Here is a 20,325-nt window from a genome sequence, read left to right as displayed (position 1 = left end):
TTAAAATCTCATTCCGCCTCGATTGCTACGTTTTGCTGAATCATTACTGGTGTCAGAACCATCTGCAATGACCACTTGATCACCTTGTTTAAGACCACGCATAATTTCAGCAGTGACACGATTGTTTAAACCGACCAAAACTTGTTGGCGTTTGGCTGTACCATCTGCTTGCACGACACGAACTATCGACACGGATGCTTTGCCCTGATCGATTAAAGCTTTTTCGTCCGCAGTGAGTTCTAGGCGTTGTGGGCGGTCTGCTTTGTCTTTCTGAGCTGTTTCTGGTTTTTTATCGGCATTATTGCGGTTAGCACGTTGTGGGCGGTTTGAACTTTGCAATGCAGCAGCAGGAACAGTCAGTACATTTTTTGCTTCGGCAAGGATGATATATACTTGTGCCGTCATATCAATCCGTAGTTTGCCATCATCATTTGGGACATCAAACAAAGCATTATAATAAACAGCATTACTTGAAGATGATGAACTGTTATTTGATGTTTCAGTATTGATCGACTCAGGTGCAGGTTCTACTTGACGTAAAGTTGCGTAACGTTTTTTCTCACTATCACCCAAAGTTGTAAAATAAACTTTTTGACCTTCTTCTACTTTCATCACGTCAGCTTCAGAAATTTGCGCTTTGATGGTCATAGTATTGAGTTGAGCAAGTTTTACAATCGTTGGTGCACTTTGATTCGCATTTACGGTTTGACCTTCTTCCGTGACGATTGCTACGACTGTACCATTCATTGGTGCTAGGATTTGGGTATAACCTAAATCTTCTTTTGCTGTTGCAAGTGTTAAGCGTGATTGTTCAATTTGTGCATTCATTGCAGTAATATCTGCTTGTGCAGTTTTAAATGCAGCAAGTGCACTTTCATATTCAGCTTTTGATGTTGCATCCTGTGCATACATATTTTTTTGACGATTATATTCAGCTTCAACTTTTGCTAAAGTCGCTTGTTTGGTTGCCAACTGTGCTTGTTGATTTTTAATATTGGCTTCTGCCGTTTTTAAATCATTGGTCTGGCGTACTGAGTCAATTTGTGCAATCAATTGACCTTGTTTGACTTGGTCACCAAGTTGAACATACATTTTTTTGACCTGACCTGAAACCTGTGCGCCGACACTGACCATTTTTGTGGCTTCAAGACCTCCTGTGGCAAGGACAGCATTTTCAATATCTCCACGTACTACTTCTGAGGTGATGAACTGCGGTTTTTCATCTTTTGGCTTCAACATAAACCATGAAATTGCAGCAATAATGGCAATACAGACCACAATTACAATGATTTTGGACGGTTTTATTTTTGGCATGATGGTCGCAGGTAAACTAAGATAATTGGTTAAATTATAAGATGTAAATAAGGATAAACAGTGAATTTTTTCACAAAGCTAAATGATAATTATTTTCTTTAGTGATTGGTGAATAAGCTTTTTCCACACAGTAGAGCAATCGCTTGCTGGATTAAATGTTCAGGATTTTCCTGACTTAAACCTTTAATTGAGGCATCAATGCTGAGTAATAACGCGGGCCATAATAAAAAGGTTTGTGGATTTAAACGGCGTAATGTTTGCTGATAAGTGGCAATTTTAGTTTTCCAAATGCCCAATTGTAAAGCATTTTGCGGCTGTTCATACAATTGCATCAACAGGCGCATTTCTTTACTAATCGTCCATAACAATAGACTGGGTGCTTCACCAGATTCAAATAAATAATTTAAAATTTTGATGCTTTGAGCAAAATCTCCTGCCAAAAATGCATCGCTTAAGTCAAAACTGTTATAACGTGATTGATCCTGTAAACATTCATATAGATGTTCAATCTTGATCTGTCTTTGTTCAGGAAATGTATCGGCAACACGCATTAAGCTATTTTTTGCAGCCAATAAATTATGCTCATGATGCTGTTCAAGCCATAGCCAAGCATCTTGATCCAATTGAATACCCAATTGATCTGCTTCAATGGTTAAAATTCGTTGACGATCTTTGGGGGAATTGGCACTAAGCTGTACCATAACCCCATTGGCTTCAACGGTTTGAAAGAAACTAGACTTTAAACTATTTGTATCTTGTTTTGGCATTACAATGAGCAATAAATTATGCTCATTGTGTTGAAGATAATGTTTAAGTTGTTTGAGTCCATTGGCATCAGGCTTAATATTGCCATGCACTTCCACAGCCAAATGCTGAGAAAACAATGACAAACTATCTAATGCATTAAATACGTTTTTCCAATCACTGACGTTCGTTAAATCATAACGTTGACGTTCAATGTCGTGCGTACTCCAACTTTTACGAAAAGCATCGAGTAGATTTTGTTCTAATAACGGTTCTTGACCGTACATAATCCAAGCCCCACGGGCTTCATCAACACGTTTTAAGGCTTGGAGATAGTCAAGTTTCATAATTAAATCAGATTACTGTGCAGTTTGTGGTGCTGGGTTCAATAAATGTTGCGCTTTAGGTAAACGATTTGCTGAGATTTGACGACTAATTTGTTGTGCAATATCATCAATAATAACTTGTTTTAAATACTTTTCTTGTTGATCATCGGTATTGACCGTCGCAACGTCATATTGGTAACTACGTGATGCAGTCAAGGTACGTGGCTCAGTAATCGCATGACCTTGTTGATCTTCAATTTGAAAAGTCACACTGAGACGTAATAGGGTTTCAATCAATTGACCATTGAGTTCATGACGAATCGGTTTGTAATCTAACACACGTAATACATAGGCATCACTGCTATTGCCGAGTTGTACGCCTGATGCTGTCAAATAAACACTCAGTTTACTTTCTAGATCGTCTGTATTTTTAGGAAGTTGTAGATTAAGTTTGGTATAAACCAAAGGGGTTACATATTGGTTTGTGCCTTTTAAATGGAAATCACAACCCACTAAGCCTGCACTGAAACCCAAAGTTAATACAACTGCGGCAACACGTTGAACCAAATGCATGTGGTGTCCTCTGATTTTTCCAAAATGGAAAATAATTTAAAGATCTTGGGATGGATTGTAAAGTCAAAGCCCGTTGAATAACAACGGGCTTTGTTAGGGTTTTGTTTTTAGCCTTAAATTCCCTCTCTTTTTAGGAGATGAGAAACACTGTTTCGCAAGGGGAGAGGTAATTTATTTAAGAACCCTCATCCCCTTGCGGAATATATTCCTCATCCCAAAGGGAGAAGGGGGTGTAAGGATTTTAAACCACCAAATTTACTAATTTATTTGGTACAACGATTTCTTTCTTGGTTGGACCTGTCAAAAATTGTTGCACTTCAGGTAAAGCTTTCGCTTGTGCCAAGATGTCATCTTTAGACGCATCTACAGACACTTCTAACTTGCCACGAAGTTTACCATTCACCTGAACCACAATCGTTTGCGTATTACGCGTGAGTGCAGACTCATCGACAGCAGGGAATAATACTGTAGTTAAATCAATATCAAATTGCGCTAATAAAGTCTGACTTAAATGCGGTGCAAATGGTGCAAGTAAAGTCAGCAATGTGATGATCGATTCACGAGCAACCGCGATATCATTGTCATCTTTTGCATCAAACTTGTTATTGGCATTTAACAATTCCATTAACGCAGCAATCGCTGTGTTAAAGGCATGACGGCGTTCAATGTCATCACCGACTTTCTGAATCGTTTCATGCGTTTTACGGCGTAAATCTTGCGCATCTTGAGATAGTTTCGCAGTATCAATAGCAGATGCATTGTTGCCTTTTTCAAGGAAGCCTGTGGTTAAACGCCATACACGTTTTAAGAAACGGTTTGAACCTTCAACACCTGCATCTGACCATTCAAGTGATTGATCAGGTGGAGCAGCAAACATCATGAAGACACGAGCAGTATCTGCACCGTATTGGTCAATAATGGCTTGCGGGTCGATACCGTTATTTTTCGATTTCGACATTTTTTCTTGACCGCCAACCACAACTTCTTGACCATCACCTTTATATTTTGCAGAAAGAACACGACCTTTTTCGTCTTTTTCTAACTCAATATCAGCAGGGTTGAACCAAGTTTTCTTACCAGATTCAGCTTCACGATAGAAAGTATCAGCAAGGACCATGCCTTGTGTAAGCAAGTTGGTGAATGGTTCGTTGCCTTGAACTACCCCTTCATCACGCATCAATTTATGGAAGAAACGTGCATAAAGTAAGTGAAGGATCGCGTGCTCTACACCACCGATGTACTGGTTCACTGGTAACCAAGATTGTGCAGCTTCAGGTTTCACCATACCACCCGTGAAATCAGGAGACGCATAACGTGCATAATACCAAGACGACTCTACGAAAGTATCCAAAGTATCGGTTTCGCGACGTGCGTCGCCACCACAACATGGACATTTGGTTTCATAGAATTCAGGCATTTTATTCAGTGGGTTACCTGAGCCATCAGGAACAACATCTGTTGGTAATACCACAGGTAATTGATCTTCAGGAACAGGTACTTGACCACACTTGTCACAGTTGATCATTGGAATTGGACAACCCCAATAACGCTGACGAGATACACCCCAGTCACGTAAACGGAATTGAACTTTAGAATTTGCAAGTTGTTGTGGTTGTAATTTTGCAAGGAATGCATCAAAAGCCGCTTGGAAATCTAAACCGTCAAATTCAGCTGAATTGACCAATTTACCTTCTTTAGAACCGTACCATTCTTGCCATTCAGTTGCAGAGTAATCTGCATCATCAGCACCTTTGGCATCAATCACTTGTTTGATTGGCAAGTTGTATTTATTGGCAAATTCAAAATCACGTTCATCATGTGCAGGAACCGCCATCACAGCACCTGAACCATATGACATCAACACATAGTTCGCGATCCAAACTGGCACTTCTTCACCAGTCACAGGATGCTTAACAGAAAGACCTGTTGCCATACCTTTCTTTTCAGCAGTGGCAAGATCGGCTTCTGCGACTGAACCCATACGGCATTCTTCAATAAATGCTGCAAGTTCAGGGTTACTTTCAGCTGCTTTTAATGCCATAGGGTGTTCTGCTGCTACCGCAACATAAGTCACACCCATTAAGGTATCAGCACGCGTGGTATATACCGTTAAACCATCAGCATAAACGTCTGTATTCGCTGAAGGGAAGGTAATTTCCATCCCTTGTGAACGACCAATCCAGTTACGTTGCATGGTCAAGACTTGTTGTGGCCAACCGTCTTTTAAAGTGTCTAAATCGTCTAATAATTCTTGTGCATAGTCGGTAATACGGAAGTAGTACATTGGAATATCACGTTTTTCAACCAATGCACCTGAGCGCCAACCGCGACCATTTTCCACTTGCTCATTGGCAAGAACAGTTTGGTCTACAGGATCCCAGTTTACGGTAGAGAGTTTACGGTAAATCAGACCTTTTTTATAAAGCTGAACAAATAACCATTGTTCCCAGTGATAGTACTCAGGGGTACAGGTGGCAAATTCACGATCCCAGTCAACCGCAAGACCTAATTTTTTTAATTGGTCACGCATGTAAGCGATATTTTCAAATGTCCATTTTGCAGGCGCCACTTGGTGAGCAATCGCAGCATTTTCAGCAGGTAGACCAAAGGCATCCCACCCCATAGGTTGTAGGACAGTTTCACCTTTAAGACGGTGAAAACGGCTGATCACGTCACCAATGGTATAGTTACGCACATGACCCATATGCAGTTTACCGCTTGGGTAAGGGAACATCGAGAGGATATAACGACGTGGACCTTCTACAGTGTCGGCAACTTTAAATGCTTTGCGAGTTTCCCAGTCTTGTTGGACGTTAGGTTCAATCGCACTCGCTTGATATTCAGGGTCAATGTGAGGATTAGTCATAGTAAATAAACGTATTTAATAAGAACAAAGTTAAAATGTGTCACACAGCATAGCTTAAAACCTAAAAAAATGTCAGATTTTCGCACGCAATTTATGTAAAAGGTTGCTATTTAACGCAATGTGTCGATGTGCGTTAAATTTTAAAGAACTCAATCGCTCAATCTAAAATGACCATAAAAAAGCCTTTCATTTTGAAAGGCTTTTTCTATTTTGTTTCATGGCATTTTTTAATTATTGCGGTGCGCGCTCTAACTGACCTTTTTGTAGTGCAGCATTTGCCTCACTTTGTTGGTCTGTATGTGGGACTTCATTTGTAGGTGCTGCTGTCGTTGTATTTGTAGGTGTTGTATTTGCAGGCGCAGCAGCGCTTGCTGAACTTGAAACATTGTGCCCGTAGGTTGTTACCGTGGTTTTGTGCTTTGCATTACGTGGCGGAGGGGTTTCTGAATAATGGGTCGACCCATTTTGATCAACCCATTTATAATACTCTTTGGCAAAACTTGGAGCAGTCACGCCAAGAGTCAAGAGTAACCCCATGCCTGAAATCAAAGCCATTTTTAATTTTTTTAGATGATACATACCTAAACCTTATTACTGAACTTATCAATATTTTAAGTATGCGGTGTTGCAAAGAGACTTAAAATAAAGAAATTGTCATTGTGATTTTTCGTGCTGTTATTTTAAACAAAATTTTAAAATAATGCAGATTTTTATCATAAATTTATTAAGTTATAACTATTTGAAAATTTAGTTATAACTAAGTTAAAAAAAAGGAATAGTTTAAAAAAAATGCGTATGGGAAATAATCAATAAAAAAGCGAATAGAAACCTTGACTTTGCTTGCTAAAACAACAAAAATGCTGAAACAGTTTTATATGCTTTTATTCGATCACCCTTCGAATAAAAATATCAAAGCAAGCAATAACGTTTTCTCTAAGCCGAGAAGTCGAACCTAACCGAAAGATGTTTATCCCAACATTTTTTAGTGATTTATACAGCCCAAACGGCTGTGTGATGATTTAATTTTTTATTGCTGCAAAAACTATTAAATATGTGTGTTATAACAGAGCACACAAATCAATGAATGAAAACACAAACTATGTCTCCCATAGTGTTGTGGAAAAAAGATTAGGGTGAATACGTTGGAACTTTTATCTGGTGGTGAAATGCTCGTTCGTGCATTGGCGGACGAAGGCGTTGAACATGTTTTTGGGTACCCAGGCGGCGCAGTTTTGCATATTTATGATGCGCTATTTCAACAAGAGAAAATCAATCATTACCTCGTGCGTCATGAACAAGCAGCAGGTCACATGGCTGATGCTTACTCACGCGTGACAGGTAAGACAGGTGTTGTACTTGTAACATCTGGTCCAGGTGCGACCAATACCGTAACGCCAATTGCGACCGCTTATATGGACTCAATCCCTATGGTGATTTTGTCTGGTCAGGTTGCAAGCCATTTAATCGGTGAGGATGCGTTCCAAGAAACGGATATGGTCGGTATTTCTCGTCCAATCGTGAAGCATAGTTTCCAAGTGCGCCATGCAAGCGAAATTCCTGCAATTATTAAAAAAGCATTTTATATTGCTTCAAGTGGTCGTCCAGGTCCAGTTGTTGTCGATATTCCAAAAGATGCAACAAATCCTGCTGAAAAATTTGCATACGAATATCCTGAAAAGGTAAAAATGCGTTCGTATCAACCGCCGCATCGTGGTCATTCTGGGCAGATTCGTAAAGCAATTGATGAACTGATTAATGCAAAACGCCCTGTCATTTATACAGGTGGTGGTGTGGTTCAAGGCAATGCTTCTGAGTCGTTAACAGAGCTTGCACATTTATTGGGCTATCCTGTCACCAATACTTTAATGGGCTTAGGTGCTTTCCCTGGTAATGATCCACAATTTGTGGGTATGTTGGGGATGCATGGTACGTATGAAGCCAATATGACCATGGCAAATGCAGATTTAATTTTAGCCATTGGCGCACGTTTTGATGACCGTGTAACCAATAATCCAGCTAAATTCTGTCCAAATGCTAAAGTCATTCATATTGATATTGACCCTGCAACCATTTCTAAAACCATTATGGCGCATATCCCGATTGTGGGTGCAGTTGAGCCTGTATTACAAGAAATGTTGGTTCAATTGAAACAAATGAATGTTTCAAAACCAAATCCAGAAGCAATTGCAGCTTGGTGGGATCAAATCAATGAATGGCGCAAAGTTCATGGTTTGAAATATGAAGCAGGTCAAGATGGTGTAATGAAACCACAACAAGTGGTTCAAGCACTCGATAAAGTGACCAACAGCCAAGCGATTATTACCTCTGATGTGGGTCAGCATCAAATGTTTGGTGCACTGTACTACACCTATATTCGTCCACGTCAATGGATTAACTCGGGTGGCTTAGGAACAATGGGTGTAGGCTTACCATATGCAATGGCTGCTAAGCTTGCATTCCCAGATCAACAAGTGGTGTGTATTACAGGTGAAGCATCGATTCAGATGTGTATCCAAGAGCTTTCAACATGTAAGCAATATGGCTTAAATGTGAAAATTCTGTGTTTGAATAACCGTGCTTTAGGGATGGTTAAGCAATGGCAGGACATGAACTACGAAGGTCGTCATTCAAGTTCTTATGTTGAGTCATTACCAGACTTCGCTAAATTGATGGAAGCTTATGGTCATGTCGGGATTCAAATTGACCATGCGGACGAGCTCGAATCTAAACTTGCTGAAGCAATGGCAATTAATGATAAATGCGTATTTATTAATGTCATGGTTGATCGTTCAGAGCATGTTTATCCGATGCTGATCGCGGGTCAATCAATGAAAGATATGTGGTTGTCTAAAGGGGAGCGTACACAATGAGACATATAATTTCTGTACTCATGGAAAACGAAGCTGGTGCGCTTTCTCGTTTGGTGGGTTTATTTAGTCAACGTGGCTATAACATTGAAACATTAAATGTTGCGCCCACAGAAGATCCAACTTTGTCACGTTTGACATTAACCACGTATGGTGATGAGCACAAAATTGAGCAAATTACCAAGCAACTAAACAAATTGGTTGAAGTAGTCAAAGTGGTTGATTTATCAGAGGGTGCACATATTGAGCGTGAATTGATGCTCATTAAGGTTAAGGCTTTAGGTTCAGCACGTGCTGAAATTAAACGTACAGCCGATATTTTCCGTGCACAAATTGTCGATGTAACACCAACGACTTATACCATTCAGATTGCAGGTACAACTGAAAAAATTGATGGTTTTATTGATGCACTTGCTGAAAATACCATTCTTGAAGTTGTACGTTCGGGCGTGTCAGGCGTGGCACGCGGCGAAAAAGTTTTAACTATTTAATTTATTCACCTATACTCCTCTCCTAGAAAAAAGGAGAGGCTTAGTTGACCAGTACACAATAAAGCCGTACCAACTAAGTTAAAGGAAACAAAAGCATTTAAGCGGAGACAGCAATGCAAATTTTTTATGATAAAGACTGTGACTTATCTATCATCCAAGGCAAAAAAGTAGCAATCATTGGTTATGGTTCACAAGGCCATGCGCATGCGCTTAACCTTAAAGATTCAGGCGTTGACGTAACTGTAGGTCTACGCGCTGGTTCTACTTCTTGGAAAAAAGCTGAAAATGCTGGTCTTAAAGTTTCAGAAGTTCCTGCTGCTGTAGCTCAAGCTGACTTAGTTATGATCTTGACGCCTGATGAATTCCAATCACAACTTTATCGTGATGTGATTGAGCCAAACATCAAGCAAGGTGCAACTTTAGCATTTGCTCATGGTTTCTCTGTTCTTTATAACCAAGTTGTTCCACGTGCTGACTTAGACGTAATCATGGTTGCACCTAAAGCACCTGGTCATACTGTACGTTCAGAATATCAACGTGGTTCAGGTGTTCCTGACCTAATCGCAATTCACCAAGATGCTTCTGGTAATGCACGTAACGTTGCGCTTTCTTATGCTTCAGGCGTAGGTGGCGGCCGTACTGGTATTATCGAAACTTCTTTCCGTGAAGAAACTGAAACTGACTTATTCGGTGAGCAAGCAGTTCTTTGTGGTGGTGCTGTTGAATTGGTTAAAATGGGCTTCGAAACTTTGGTTGAAGCGGGTTATGCACCAGAAATGGCTTACTTCGAGTGCCTACACGAACTTAAATTGATCGTTGATTTAATGTTCGAAGGCGGTATCGCTGACATGAACTACTCAGTATCGAACAATGCTGAATATGGCGAATATGTAACAGGTACTGAAGTAATCAACGAACAGTCTCGTGAAGCAATGCGTAATGCACTTAAACGTATTCAATCTGGTGAATACGCGAAGATGTTCATTCAAGAGGGTGCATTAAACTACCCATCTATGACTGCTCGTCGTCGTCAAAATGCTGCTCATGGTATCGAAGTAACTGGTAACAAGTTACGTGCGATGATGCCTTGGATTCAAGCAAACAAAATCGTTGATAAAGAAAAGAACTAAGGTTACGTTACGTGCCTTAAAAATGGGAAAGCAGTGCTTTCCCATTTTTTCGTGCCTTGGATTCAAGCGAACAAAATCGTTGACAAAGAAAAGAACTAAGTTCTAATTTTTGAGTCAAAAAGCCCTTGTTAAAACAAGGGCTTTTTTTATGTTCTAAAGAAATGAGTATTCACTACATGCTTTAAAACATAACAAAGTAGTACTTTGCTAGTCCTCGTTCATACTTTGAATTCAAGTAAATAGAATTGTTGATAAAATAAAAACTAAGTTTAAGTTTTTAACTTTATCAAAGCCGACTCTATTGAGTGGGCTTTTTTTTGTGATAAATTACGCATTATTTTGCTGTTTTTAAATGTGGTGAAATTATGAAATTTAAAATTTTATTGGGCATGGTTGCTATAACATTTTCAAATTTAAATCATGCTGGAACTGTAATAAATTCAAAAGAGTTTAAACCGCTGAACGAAGTTCGTGTTTCTATGCAACGGATGTTGCGTTCTACCGAAGGACGTTATTTTTTAAGTCTGTATGCGGGTATTTGGAATCCACATGCGGTACTGACGGATTTAGTAGAAAATAAAAATATTGCATTTAAAGGCTTACAAAAAGCAGATCAACTCACGCTAAAGTCAGTAAATTCTGAAACTGATGCAATTGAAAATGGTGCTTATCAGTTGACGGGAACGTTAAATGCAAATACGGGTTATTTCAAAACTTTACTCTCAGCAGGCGGTGATACTTTTGGTAAAAATATTCAGTTTGAACCAGCTGTGAAAGTGAGCAACAAGCCTTCATTTGTATTTAAATTTTATAGTGGTGATCAAACGACAACCTATGGTGCACCTTTACAGCGTGTAGATGTGGTTAATAAAAGTAATAATCAGACGATTCAGTCCTTGACGGGGTTTGTTGCCTATCCAAAAAGTATAGGTTATATGGATATTAACTTTGATGGTTATTATGATGTCATTTTATCTGATATTTCACAGTCTTATTCTGTAGAAGATAAGCGTTATATTTATTGGATGTATAATCCAAAAACAGGACAATTTCAGCGTTCGCCACAACTTGATAAAATCATCGGTTTCCCAAATTTACATGGTGAAAAACAGCAAATTGATTTTGGAGGTGGTCGAGTATATCAAGTGAAAAATGGCTTATTAAATCGAATTTAGCTTTTAATTTTCGATAATATGCGTAACCCCTAGGAGATACTTTATGGTCTAGGGGGCACATGCACAGAGCTCAAGGGATGTAATGAGCATATTTGTTGGTGATTTAAGGCTAAATTTAGGTTAAATTTTTATGCTAAAACAGGTTGTGAAAATATTTTTAGTCTTGATGGTGGGAGGTGTTCATGCACAAGTTATAGATTATGACCTATTGAAAGAACAAGCCGTTGAATATGAAAATAGTTTAACTGAACAAGAAAAATCACAATTAAATCGCTCTTATGCAGAGCCGCTTTCAGTTTCTATTGGTTTTTGTGCACAGTTTTATCAGGGTACATCTTTTGAAATTGTGTCTAGGGTGAGTGAGAGGGGAGTATTGTTAGAAAACTGGACAAATACAATAGGTCCTTTTGCTGAGTGTGTGCGAAGTATGTTTAATCATCAACATATTTATTCCGTTCGTAATGAAGCATTTTATGCATTTTTAGAATTCAATTTAACAAAACAATAATGCTGTAAGCAAAACGTCATTGCATCATCATCGAAATGTAAAAAAGAAAATTTAAACTATTCAAAAATGAAGAGAAGATTGGGGTAAACGTATGACCAAGACGTACGCAGAAACCTTATTGTATAAACAACAAGAATTTCCAGACTATTTTAAATTTTATTTAAAGAAAAATAAAAATCCCACTCATATTTCAGAGAATTTAAATACGCTTCAAAAACTTGTTCGTCCACGGCTGAAAATCGTCATTGTGACAGAAACATGGCCGCCTGAAATTAATGGGGTAGCAATGTCATTGATGCAGTTATGCAAGGGGTTGCAGAAACAAGGGCATAAAATTTTACTGATTCGCCCAAAACAAAAACATGTATGTTATGAATTTTCGCCCAATAAAGAGTGCTTAGTGACAGCTCAAGCCGTTCCAAAATATCCTGATATGCGTTTTGGTTGGCCACAATATTTAAAAGTATCCCAAGCAATTTCTGATTTTGTGCCAGATATTATTCATATCGTGACTGAAGGGCCCTTAGGTTTTACGGCTTTACATGCGGCGAAGGCAAAACGTATCCCTGTATCAAGTGGTTTTCATTCACCATTTCAAGAGTTTAGTCGATTTTTTGATTTAGCATTTTTAGTAAAACCGGTGCAGCATTATTTGAAATGGTTTCATAATAATACGCAGCTTACTTGTGTCCCTAGTGTTGATACTGAAAAAGCATTGCGCCAATTTGGTGTGACTTGTCCAATGCAAGTGGTGGGACGAGGGGTGGATGTTGAAAAGTTTTCGGCAAAACATCGCTCAGAAAAGCTGAGACGCATGTGGGGTGTCGACCAAGATACCACTGTTTTATTGTATGTCGGACGTTTATCTCCTGAGAAAGAAATCAATGTTTTGATTGATGCGTATGCGGCAATGAGAAATTGTCGGAATAAAAAAGTGAAATTGGTCATCGTGGGTGATGGACCTGATCGTAAGCGTTTGCAACAAATGCTTGCTGCGGAACATATTATTTTTACAGGGAACTTGAGTGGTCAGCAACTTGCTGAAGCTTATGCGAGTGCAGATGTCTTTGTCTTTGCAAGTCAGGTGGAAACATTTGGTAATGTGGTGCTTGAGGCGATGGCAAGTGGTTTGGCGATCGTTGCGTATAACTATGCAAGCACACAACTTTATGTGACACATCAACAAACAGGTTGGGTCTGTCCTTTGGGTGCAACAGATCAATTTATTCAGAATATTCTTCGACTTCCAAACAATTCGATTTTGCATGACATGGGGCAACATGCGATGCGTGATGTGCAAAATATTGGTTGGCAACAGGCGGTACAACAATTTGAACAGGCACTTTATCAAGTCACGCAAGATCAGGTTTTAGTGACTTAAAATCATCTCGGATAGAGAGGAGAGCGACAATGAATTTTAAAGAGACCAAAATAAAAATACTCGATTTAGATTTAAAAGGCTGCTTATATCTCAATAATTTGTCACACGTACAACATATTGCTGTGTTTTTTAAAGTGATCAGTCGGTTTGGGGATGGTACTTTTTGGTACCTAATGTTGTTTATTGTTTGGTTGAACAAAGGTTTGCTCTATGGATTGAAACTGTTATATGTAGTTTTAAGTGCCTTGATTGGCACAGGCATCTATAAAATATTAAAGCATAAAACAGTACGTCCACGTCCATACCAAGTACATCAAGTGATTCGTTTAGGTGAGCGTCCATTGGATCATTTTAGTTTTCCTTCGGGACATACTTTGCACGCCGTGATGACGACAGTCGTGCTTGGTTATATTCAACCTGTGCTGTTATTGATCATGATGCCTTTTACAATTTTAGTGGCATTGTCACGTATGGTCTTGGGGTTGCACTATCCAAGTGATGTGATTGTGGGGGCTTTAATTGGGGCAACGGTAGCGAGTCTGATTTTGGTCGCTGCACCATTTCTGAGTATTGCTTTGTAAGTATTTTATTTGATCAAGGTGGAGTTGATGAAAAATCAGCAGGTTTAAAAATAAAATCTATTTTGGCAATGCTACGGATTTTGTTAAAGTAGTTCAATAAATTGAACGGATAGGATGACCTCAATGGGTTTACGTTGGACTGATACATTAGATATCGCAATTGAGCTATATGAAGCTCACCCAGATGTTGACCCGCAATGGGTGCGTTTTACAGATTTACATGCATGGATTTGTGCATTACCTGACTTTAGTGATGACCCAACCAAGTCAACGGAAGGGTTGCTAGAGGCGATCCAAATGGCTTGGATTGACGAAGCAAGTTAAAAAATCAACTCAATCTGTCTAAAAAATCATTTTTTTACAGTTTAAACCGCGGAAAATCACGCATTATTCGGTATAATGCGCCAAAATTTTCGTGTCAATTTGACTTAAGGAGCCAATCAATGGCTATTGAACGTACTTTATCTATCGTAAAACCAGACGCAGTTGCTAAAAACCACATTGGTGATATCTTTGCTCGTTTCGAAAAAGCTGGTCTTAAAATCGTTGCGACTAAAATGAAACACCTTTCTCAAGCTGAAGCTGAAGGTTTCTATGCTGAACATAAAGAACGTGGTTTCTTTGCTGACTTAGTTGCATTCATGACTTCTGGTCCAGTGGTTGTTTCAGTTCTTGAAGGTGAAAACGCAGTTCTTGCTCACCGTGAAATCTTGGGTGCTACAAACCCTAAAGAAGCTGCTCCTGGTACAATCCGTGCAGATTTCGCTGTAAGCATCGATGAAAATGCTGCTCACGGTTCTGACTCTGTAGCTTCTGCTGACCGTGAAGTAAACTACTTCTTCGCTCAAACTGAAGTTTGCCCACGTACTCGTTAATTCTGAGTCAATAGGGTTGTCTTAAAATTCACAGAAGCGTTTTACGTTTTGTAAATTGTAAACAGACCCTGAACCAGATAAGTGTTATACTGCTTGTCTGGTTTTTTTATTTTTAATGTTCGAATATTGAACGAATCCTACCCATTGGCATGTTTTTTAGGTAATACTCATGAATTCTGAAGTTGTCGCTTCGTCATTAACGCAAGATGAACAGAAGCCTGCATCATCAAAATCTGCACAGCAAACACATGTACAGAAAGTGAATTTACTGGGCATGTCACGTCCACAATTGGAAAAATTCTTCGAAGATATGGGGGAGAAAAAATTCCGTGCAGGACAGGTGATGAAATGGATTCATCAATTTTTCGTCACAGATTTTGCTGAAATGACTAATATTTCAGGTAAGTTGCGTGAAAAATTAGAAAAAGTGTGTGTGATTGAAGCACCAGAAGTTGTACATCGTAATTATTCAAAAGATGGTACCCGTAAATGGGTGTTCCGAGTGGGCGAAGGGGAAGGCTCATTGGTTGAAACTGTTTTAATTCCTGCTGAAGATAAAACAGGTTCGCGTAAAACTTTATGTATTTCTTCACAAGTGGGTTGTGCATTGGACTGTTCATTTTGTTCAACAGGTAAACAGGGTTTTCAACGTGATTTAACGCCGAGTGAAATTATTGGTCAGTTATGGATGGCGAACTACTCGTATATGGAAGAAGTGCCAGTTGCAGAGCGTGAACGCTCGGTGACCAATGTTGTTATGATGGGAATGGGTGAGCCATTACTCAACTATGATGCTGTTTTAAGTTCAATGAATATCATGTTGGACGACTTTGCTTATGGTATGTCTAAACGTCGCGTGACTTTGTCTACATCAGGTGTGGTGCCAAAAATTGATCAATTGGCACAGGATATCGATGTTGCTTTAGCCATTTCTTTACATGCACCAAATGATGAGCTGCGTAATGAATTAGTACCAATTAATAAAAAATATCCATTAGAACAACTCATTGCAGCATGTCAGCGTTATATTGCCAAAGATGGCAATGAAAGTTCACGTAAACATGTCACCATTGAATATGTCATGTTAGAAGGGGTGAATGATCAGCCTGAACATGCACAGCAAATGATTAAGTTGTTGAAAAATTTACCAAGTAAAATTAATTTAATTCCATTTAATCCGTTTCCGCATGCACCTTATGGTCGTTCAAGCCGTAATCGAATTATTTCTTTTCAAAAAACTTTGTCTGATGCAGGATTTGTGTGTACGATTCGTCAGACACGTGGTGATGATATTGATGCTGCGTGTGGTCAATTGGTTGGTCAGGTGGCTGACCGTACTCGCCGTGCAGAACAATGGAAGAAAAAAGTTGCGCAGCAGAACGAGATTTTGCGTTCACAAGGTTGACCATTTTTAACATTAAATATGGGGAGCAAGCTTTGAGAAATCATATGTACAAAAAATTGATCACAGTCGCTGCAATCAGTTGTGCTGTGTTCTTGACGGCTTGTGAAACCACACAAACAGGGTCGGTTTTAAAAAAAGATCCAGAAAAAGCAGTTAAAGTACGTACTCAATTGGCTGCAGAATATATTCGAACACATGATTTAGATGCAGCAAAGCGTTCACTTGATCAAGCCTTAGAAATTGATTCAGGTGATTCGACTGCCAATATGATGATGGGGGTTTTACTGCAACAAGAAGGCAGTAAAGTCAGCATGGATAAAGCGGATAGTTATTTTAAACGTGCTATTTCCCGTGATCCAGACAATGCACAAGCCCGTAATAATTATGGGACTTACTTATATTTGATGAAGCGTTATAATGACGCCATTGAACAACTGCAGTTTGCAGGTGCGAGTTTAGGCTATGACCAACGCTATAGAGCTTTGGAAAATCTCGGTAAAGTCTATATGATTGTAGGCGATAAAGAGAATGCTGAAAAAACGTTCAAGCAAACGCTACAAGTCAATCGAGATTCTGTTATATCTTTAATCGAGTTGTCAGAACTATTATATTTAAAACAGCAAACCGCTCAAGCCAGTCAACTGTATGAGCAGTTTGTGCGTTTAGTGGGTCAGAAAAATCAAGACTCAAGAGCGCTTTGGATCGGAATTCGTATCGCGAGAGCGAATGGTGATCAGATGGGGTCGCAAGTATTGGTCAATCAATTACGCGCACTTTTTCCTGAAAGCCAAGAATATCAACGTTATTTGCAATTACAGTACAGTACTGAGGCCGTATGGAAGTAAATCCTAATTCACAGCAACCTACTGGTTCAAACGTAGCACCTAATGGTTTAGGAAATGTTCAGCGTCCGGGCGAGTACTTACGTCAAGTTCGTGTTTCACAGCATCGTGATATTAAAGCCGTTGCTACAGACTTAAATATGCCTTTAAAAACTTTAGAAGCTTTAGAGAAAGATGAATATAAATCTTTGCCTGAAGCCACGTTTATTAAAGGCTATTATCGCTCGTATGCAAAATATTTGAATGTTGATGCAACTGCAATCATTCAACGTTTTGATGACATTTATCAAAATGATACTGGATTGATGCCCAACCATGCATTAAACAATTCTCCCATTAAAATCATGGGGAAATTGCCGGGTTCTAACAGTGATCGCAACAAAAAATGGTTGAAACGTGCTTTAATTGCCGTGATTGCATTGGCGGTGATTTGGGCGGTGGTTGCAGGGATTCAAAAATGGTCATCAAGTAAAAATGACGGTTCAGATGCCAAACCACAACAATCCGATGTTGAAGTGTTGTCGATGAACAATAGCTCAAGTCATAGCTCTGGCGATCAGATGGTGTTGAACTTTAGTCGCCCAACCTCTGTCAATATTGTGGATAGCACAGGTAAAGTGTTGGCGACGGGTCGTCAATCATCAACATTAACATTGACAGGTGAATCTCCATTCCAGATTCGACTTGATGATGCTGCTGCTGTGTCATTAAGCCTTAATAATGAACAGATTTCATTGTCTCCATATACTGTGAACGGGAAAGCAGAATTCCGTTTATCTCGTTAATTTAAATTAAGTCGAGCGGTACAATGATTGAAAATCCAATTAAACGTCGTCCAACCCGAAAAATTCGTGTCGGTTCAGTGTATGTTGGTGGTGATGCACCGATTAGCATCCAAAGCATGACCAATACTGAAACGTGTGATGTCGAAGCGACTGTTGCACAGATTCAACGTTGTGTAGACGTTGGTGCGGACATCATGCGTGTGTCTGTGCCAAGCATGGAAGCAGCTCAAGCTTTCGGTGAAATTCGTAAACGTGTTTCAGTGCCTTTGGTTGCTGATATCCACTTTGACTATAAAATTGCGCTTGCTGTCGCTGACTTTGGTGCGGATTGTTTACGTATTAATCCTGGGAATATTGGTTCGGAAGCGAAAATTCGTGAAGTGGTTGCTGCGGCAAAACATCATGATATTTCGATGAGAATTGGGGTAAATGCTGGGTCGTTAGAAAAAGATATTCAAAAAAAATATGGTGAGCCGACAGGTCAAGCCTTGCTTGAGTCTGCAATGCGCCATATTGATATTTTAGATCGTTTGGATTTCCAAGAGTTTAAAGTCTCAGTGAAAGCATCGAATGTGTTTTTAACCCTGGATGCTTATCGTTTATTGTCTGCACAAATTGACAATCCATTGCATTTGGGGGTGACTGAAGCAGGTGTATATCGCACAGGTTCAGTAAAATCAGCCATTGCTTTGGGTGGTTTGTTGATGGAAGGCATTGGCGATACCATGCGTATTTCTTTGGCAGCAGAGCCTGAAGAAGAAATTAAAATCGGTTTTGATATTTTAAAATCATTAGGCTTACGTTCTAATGGGATTAATTTTATTGCTTGCCCAAGTTGTTCACGTCAAGAATTTAATGTCATCAAAGTGATGCAAACATTGGAGGAGCGCTTAGAAGATGTGCGCACACCAATGGATGTCTCGGTGATTGGCTGTAAAGTGAATGGGCCAGGTGAAGCGAAAGAAGCTGATATTGGTGTGGTTGGGGCAGCCCCACGCTCATTGGTCTATCGTAATGGTGAAAAGAGCCATTTGATTGATACTAATCAGCTTGTTGATGAAATCGAAGCAATGGTTCGTCAACGTATTGTAGAGCTTGAAGAAGCGAAAGCTAAAGAGATTATCCGCACAAGTTTTTCTGAGTAAGTCATGAGTTCAATTGTCGCAATTAAAGGTTTTAACGATATTCTTCCAACGCAAACGCCTGCGTGGAGACGTTTAGAACAGCATTTAGCATCGTTGATGGATGCCTATGGCTATCAACAAATTCGTTTGCCGATGGTTGAGCAGACCCATTTGTTCAAGCGTTCAATTGGTGATGCAACGGATATTGTTGAAAAAGAAATGTACACATTCTTAGACAAAGGCAATCCACCCGAGTCTTTGACTTTGCGTCCTGAAGGAACTGCAGGTTGTGTGCGTGCTATGCTTGAACATAACTTACTGCGTGGTGCAAACCCACGTGTTTGGTATGTGGGACCAATGTTCCGTTATGAAAAACCACAAAAAGGGCGCTATCGTCAATTTCATCAATTTGGTGTGGAAACTTTTGGTGTCGCTACACCTGACCAAGATGCAGAACTGATTTTAATGACTGCACGTTTGTGGAAACGCATGGGCGTGGCAGATAAAGTTCAATTAGAATTGAATACTTTGGGCGAGTCAGATGAACGTGCTGAATATCGTACGGCATTGGTTGAATTTTTAAATGCACACAAAGCAGAATTAGATGAAGACTCTCAACGTCGTTTAAGTACCAATCCACTTCGAATTTTAGATTCAAAAGATGCACGTACCCAAGAAATTTTGCAAAATGCGCCAAAATTGCATGATTTTATGGGTCAAGAGACCATGCAGCATTTTGCTCAATTGCAGCAATATTTGAGCGATGCAGGTATAAAATTTGTAATTAATCAAAAATTAGTACGTGGTTTGGATTATTACAATAAAACTGTTTTTGAATGGACAACAACACATTTAGGTTCACAAGGCACAGTATGTGCAGGTGGTCGCTATGATGGTTTAGTTGGACAGTTAAAAGGTAAGCCTGATCAATCTGTTCCTGCTGTTGGTTTTGCGATGGGAATGGAGCGTTTATTACTTCTACTTGAGCAAGTGGAAGACAATACACCCGTACGTGAATGTGAAATGTTCTTGGTGTCTGACCCTGCGACTCAAGGTCAGGCGTTGGTACTTGCTGAGCAAATTCGTGATCAACTGGATGCTGCAAATTGTTCAATTCGCTTGAAAACAGGTTCACAAGGTTCGATGAAGAGCCAAATGAAAAAAGCGGATCAATCGGGTGCAGTTTACGCATTGATTTATGGTGAGCGTGAAGCCGCAGCACAGCAGGTCTTGGTGAAAGAACTTGCAACTGCTGAGCAGCATGAAGTTGCCGTGACTGATCTAGTTGCATTTTCTATAGAAAAATTTTCTGCAAAATAATTGAAAACATGAATAAAA

The 20,325-nt window shown here is 39.5% G+C and carries 19 protein-coding genes; 14 read left to right on the top strand and 5 right to left on the bottom strand.

Going from position 1 to position 20,325, the window contains the following annotated elements:
- The 5 genes from HUV91_RS10265 to HUV91_RS10245 all read right to left on the bottom strand — a co-directional run bounded on the left by HUV91_RS10265 (position 1) and on the right by HUV91_RS10245 (position 6,402).
- The gene (locus tag HUV91_RS10265; protein ID WP_174493330.1) at positions 1 to 1,314 is read right to left on the bottom strand and encodes a MacA family efflux pump subunit; all 1,314 of its coding nucleotides are present in this window, start codon (positions 1,312 to 1,314) and stop codon (positions 1 to 3) included.
- Positions 1,315 to 1,412: 98 nt separating this feature from the next.
- Entirely contained in the window at positions 1,413 to 2,405 is a 993-nt protein-coding gene (gene holA / locus HUV91_RS10260; protein ID WP_174493329.1) for a DNA polymerase III subunit delta, read from the bottom strand.
- Between the two features lie 12 nt (positions 2,406 to 2,417).
- Positions 2,418 to 2,957, bottom strand: coding sequence for an LPS assembly lipoprotein LptE (lptE, locus tag HUV91_RS10255; RefSeq protein ID WP_130074090.1), 540 nt, complete (start codon positions 2,955 to 2,957; stop codon positions 2,418 to 2,420).
- A gap of 241 nt (positions 2,958 to 3,198) precedes the next feature.
- Positions 3,199 to 5,823 (bottom strand): leucine--tRNA ligase, encoded by a 2,625-nt coding sequence (leuS, locus tag HUV91_RS10250; protein ID WP_174493328.1) that lies wholly within the window; start codon positions 5,821 to 5,823, stop codon positions 3,199 to 3,201.
- 231 nt (positions 5,824 to 6,054) lie between these two features.
- On the bottom strand, positions 6,055 to 6,402 hold the full coding sequence (locus HUV91_RS10245; protein WP_174493327.1) for a DUF4124 domain-containing protein: 348 nt from the start codon (positions 6,400 to 6,402) through the stop codon (positions 6,055 to 6,057).
- Between the two features lie 563 nt (positions 6,403 to 6,965).
- Between HUV91_RS10245 and HUV91_RS10240 the strand changes: the two genes are divergently transcribed.
- The 14 genes from HUV91_RS10240 to hisS all read left to right on the top strand — a co-directional run bounded on the left by HUV91_RS10240 (position 6,966) and on the right by hisS (position 20,307).
- A complete protein-coding gene (locus tag HUV91_RS10240) occupies positions 6,966 to 8,693 on the top strand; it encodes an acetolactate synthase 3 large subunit (protein ID WP_130074092.1) in 1,728 nt (575 codons plus the stop codon).
- Positions 8,690 to 9,181 carry an acetolactate synthase small subunit gene (ilvN, locus tag HUV91_RS10235; protein ID WP_130074093.1) on the top strand — a complete coding sequence of 164 codons (492 nt, stop codon included), beginning with the start codon at positions 8,690 to 8,692 and terminating at the stop codon, positions 9,179 to 9,181. Before HUV91_RS10240 ends, ilvN begins: the two co-directional genes overlap by 4 nt.
- A gap of 113 nt (positions 9,182 to 9,294) precedes the next feature.
- Positions 9,295 to 10,311 carry a ketol-acid reductoisomerase gene (gene ilvC / locus HUV91_RS10230; RefSeq protein ID WP_174493326.1) on the top strand — a complete coding sequence of 339 codons (1,017 nt, stop codon included), beginning with the start codon at positions 9,295 to 9,297 and terminating at the stop codon, positions 10,309 to 10,311.
- A 365-nt stretch (positions 10,312 to 10,676) separates the two neighbouring features.
- Positions 10,677 to 11,486: an XAC2610-related protein gene (locus tag HUV91_RS10225; RefSeq protein WP_174493325.1), complete on the top strand. Its 810-nt coding sequence runs from the start codon at positions 10,677 to 10,679 to the stop codon at positions 11,484 to 11,486.
- 130 nt (positions 11,487 to 11,616) lie between these two features.
- Positions 11,617 to 11,994 carry a hypothetical protein gene (locus tag HUV91_RS10220; RefSeq protein WP_130074096.1) on the top strand — a complete coding sequence of 126 codons (378 nt, stop codon included), beginning with the start codon at positions 11,617 to 11,619 and terminating at the stop codon, positions 11,992 to 11,994.
- A 91-nt stretch (positions 11,995 to 12,085) separates the two neighbouring features.
- A complete protein-coding gene (locus HUV91_RS10215; RefSeq protein WP_174493324.1) occupies positions 12,086 to 13,375 on the top strand; it encodes a glycosyltransferase family 4 protein in 1,290 nt (429 codons plus the stop codon).
- Positions 13,376 to 13,404: 29 nt separating this feature from the next.
- On the top strand, positions 13,405 to 13,956 hold the full coding sequence (locus tag HUV91_RS10210; RefSeq protein WP_174493323.1) for a phosphatase PAP2 family protein: 552 nt from the start codon (positions 13,405 to 13,407) through the stop codon (positions 13,954 to 13,956).
- Positions 13,957 to 14,079: 123 nt separating this feature from the next.
- A complete protein-coding gene (gene iscX / locus HUV91_RS10205; RefSeq protein WP_130074099.1) occupies positions 14,080 to 14,280 on the top strand; it encodes a Fe-S cluster assembly protein IscX in 201 nt (66 codons plus the stop codon).
- A gap of 119 nt (positions 14,281 to 14,399) precedes the next feature.
- Positions 14,400 to 14,831, top strand: a complete 432-nt coding sequence (ndk, locus tag HUV91_RS10200) for a nucleoside-diphosphate kinase (protein WP_016166212.1) — start codon at positions 14,400 to 14,402, stop codon at positions 14,829 to 14,831.
- Between the two features lie 169 nt (positions 14,832 to 15,000).
- The gene (gene rlmN, locus HUV91_RS10195; protein ID WP_130074100.1) at positions 15,001 to 16,236 is read left to right on the top strand and encodes a 23S rRNA (adenine(2503)-C(2))-methyltransferase RlmN; all 1,236 of its coding nucleotides are present in this window, start codon (positions 15,001 to 15,003) and stop codon (positions 16,234 to 16,236) included.
- Positions 16,237 to 16,280: 44 nt separating this feature from the next.
- Complete coding sequence (pilW, locus tag HUV91_RS10190; RefSeq protein ID WP_174493322.1) at positions 16,281 to 17,081, top strand: type IV pilus biogenesis/stability protein PilW; 801 nt, start codon at positions 16,281 to 16,283, stop codon at positions 17,079 to 17,081.
- Positions 17,072 to 17,863 (top strand): helix-turn-helix domain-containing protein, encoded by a 792-nt coding sequence (locus tag HUV91_RS10185; protein ID WP_130074102.1) that lies wholly within the window; start codon positions 17,072 to 17,074, stop codon positions 17,861 to 17,863. Before pilW ends, HUV91_RS10185 begins: the two co-directional genes overlap by 10 nt.
- Positions 17,864 to 17,886: 23 nt before the next feature.
- Positions 17,887 to 19,008 carry a flavodoxin-dependent (E)-4-hydroxy-3-methylbut-2-enyl-diphosphate synthase gene (gene ispG / locus HUV91_RS10180; protein WP_130074103.1) on the top strand — a complete coding sequence of 374 codons (1,122 nt, stop codon included), beginning with the start codon at positions 17,887 to 17,889 and terminating at the stop codon, positions 19,006 to 19,008.
- Between the two features lie 3 nt (positions 19,009 to 19,011).
- Positions 19,012 to 20,307 (top strand): histidine--tRNA ligase, encoded by a 1,296-nt coding sequence (gene hisS / locus HUV91_RS10175; RefSeq protein ID WP_130074104.1) that lies wholly within the window; start codon positions 19,012 to 19,014, stop codon positions 20,305 to 20,307.
- The last annotated feature ends 18 nt before the right edge of the window (positions 20,308 to 20,325 follow it).

Source organism: Acinetobacter sp. Marseille-Q1623 (assembly GCF_902809895.1).
GTDB classification, from domain to species: domain Bacteria; phylum Pseudomonadota; class Gammaproteobacteria; order Pseudomonadales; family Moraxellaceae; genus Acinetobacter; species Acinetobacter piscicola_A.
This window is presented reverse-complemented; position numbering and strand designations above follow the sequence as displayed.